The following is a 2,338-nucleotide window of genomic DNA, read 5'->3' as shown; positions in this document are numbered from 1 at the left end:
ACCAGTGATCGACCGGAACCTGACTGGTGACGATGGTCGAGCGCCGCTCGTAGCGGTCTTCGATGATCTCGAGGAGGTCGCGGCGTTGATCGTCATTGAGCTTCTCCGGTCCCCAGTCGTCGAGAATGAGCAGGTCGGTTCTCGCCAAGGCCTTCAACGCCCTGGCGTATCGCCCATCGCCTCTTGCCAGAGCGAGGGCGGCAAAGAGTCGTGGGGCGCGATGATAGGCGACGGAGAAATCCTCGCGGCAGGCCTTCTGGCCAAGGGCGCAGGCGAGCCAGCTCTTGCCGACACCGGCCGGCCCGGTCAGCAGGAGCCCGTGGTGCTTTCGGATCCAGTCGCAGGTGGTGAGTTGGAGGAAGAGCGTGCGGTCGAGGCCGCGATCGGCCCGGAAATCGACATCCTCGACCTGCGCGTCATGGCGCAACCTGGCAGCCCGGGCGCGGGCCTCGAAGCGCTTCAGGCGTCGCAGCGTCGCTTCGCGATCGAGCAGGATGGCAAGCCACTCGCCGTGACCGAGAGCGCGGGCTTCCGGCTGGGCTTCGAGGTCCTCAAAGCCCTTGGCCATGCCGTGCAGGCCGAGTTCACAGAGCTTGTCGAGGGTGGGATGGGTCAGCATGATCTTGTCTCCCTTCAATGGAAATAGCCGGGGCCACGCAGGTTGGCGTGATCGGTGATGGCGCCAGCGCCGGCAGCCGGGCGTGCGGTCTTATGGTTTGCGATGAGGGCGGAGATGCTCTTGCAGTTGAACCCGCTGATCTCGACAGCCCGAGCCGATACCGCCTCGGCATGATCGCGCTCGAGGTCGCGATAGAGCCGCAAGACGCCCAGGCATGTTCGGAAGCCCTGCTCGGGATGTGGCCGGCTTGCCAGAATGGCGATGACCAGTCCTTCGGTCTGCGGCCCTATGGTGGCAGCCCATCGGCGAAAGCGCTCGGGTGTCCACTCAGCATAGCGCCGGTGGGAGCTGGGCATGTGGTCGGGGTTGGTGCCGTAGCGGCGTCCGCTGTAGCGGCGCTGATGAACCGCAATGCGCTGGCCGCGATGGAATATCTCGATCGTCCGGGTGGTGGCGCGAATGTCGACCTCCTGGCGGATGAGGCCGTGGGGCACAGAATAGAAGAAGTCCTTGAACTCTACATGGTAGTCGGTGGCCACGCGCGCGAAGCGCCATTCGGCGAACTCGTAGTCCTCGGTGGGCAGGCTGGCGAGCGCAGGACGTTCGACGGTCTCGAACAGATGGCGGCGGCTGACACCGAGCCGGCACATGACATGGTCGTTGATGCGGTCGATCGCCGAGGCGATCGCCGCGTTGGCCTCGGCCAGCGAGAAGAAGGTCTGCCGCCGCAACCGCCCGAGAATGCAGGTCTGGGCGAAGCGGACCCCGTTCTCGACCTTCGCCTTGTCGCGCGGCTTGCGCGGTCGCGCCGGCAGTATCCCGACACCGTAGTGCGCGGCCATCATGCCGTAGCTGCGGTTGATCTCCGGATCGTAGAACGAGGCCCGATTTACACCGGACTTCAGATTGTCAGGCACGATCAGGCGCGGCACACCGCCGAAGAAGCGGAGCATGCGGACATGCGCGCCGATCCAGTCAGGCAGCGTCTGGGTCCAGGTTGCTTCTGCATAGGTGAACCCGGAGGCGCCCAGGACGGCGACAAAGATCTCCGCTTCGCGGATCTCGCCGGTCAGCGGATCGACAATGGCGATCTTCTTGCCGGAATAATCCACGAAGACCTTGTCGCCTGCGACATGCTCCTGCCGCATCGTCGGCGACAGCCGCCGTTCGAAACAGCGGAACAGATCGCAAAAGCGGCTGTAACCGTAGCCGCCGGGATGAACGGCGCGATATTCCTCCCACAGGATGAGCAGCGTCACGCCCGGCTTTCTAAGCTCAACCGCCAACTCGGCCCAGTTCGGCTCCGGCCGGCGCCGGACACCCTGTTTGACGCCGGCGCGCGCGAACAGCCGGTTCTCAATCGCGTCGTCGGTCAGCTCGCCCGGCAGCGGCCAACTCAGCCCAGCCGCTGCCGCACGCTTCAGGTTGTCCTGAACGGTGCTGCGCGCCACGCCCAGCGTCACAGCGATGTCGCGGCTGCTCCTCCCGTCCCCGGCAAGCCGGAGCATTTGTCGTAATTGTCTCATGGTCAGCCTTCTCTTTGCCGGCATCACGCACCCCTTGGTTGAAAGGTCCGTCATGCCAAAGTTGCTGACCCAGGGGGGCGTCTTCCCGCCCCTCAGTCTGGCCGGATGTTGATCGGAATCCTGGCCGGCTTCATTCCGGAATGGTGGCCGGCTTCAAATCGGAATGCCTGGCCGGATAACCTCGGAATCTGCA

General features: G+C 64.7%; 2 protein-coding genes. Both read right to left on the bottom strand.

The window, feature by feature from the left end; all coding sequences use genetic code 11:
• Positions 1 to 619: IS21-like element helper ATPase IstB (gene istB / locus CG51_RS18680; RefSeq protein WP_035747590.1), on the bottom strand; the 619-nt coding region annotated here is incomplete at its 3' end.
• 14 nt (positions 620 to 633) lie between these two features.
• Positions 634 to 2,145, bottom strand: coding sequence for an IS21 family transposase (gene istA / locus CG51_RS18675; protein ID WP_244901216.1), 1,512 nt, complete (start codon positions 2,143 to 2,145; stop codon positions 634 to 636).
• Positions 2,146 to 2,338 lie beyond the last annotated feature (193 nt).

Origin of the sequence: Haematobacter missouriensis, assembly GCF_000740775.1 — a bacterium.
In the GTDB taxonomy this organism is placed as follows: domain Bacteria; phylum Pseudomonadota; class Alphaproteobacteria; order Rhodobacterales; family Rhodobacteraceae; genus Haematobacter; species Haematobacter missouriensis.
This window is presented reverse-complemented; position numbering and strand designations above follow the sequence as displayed.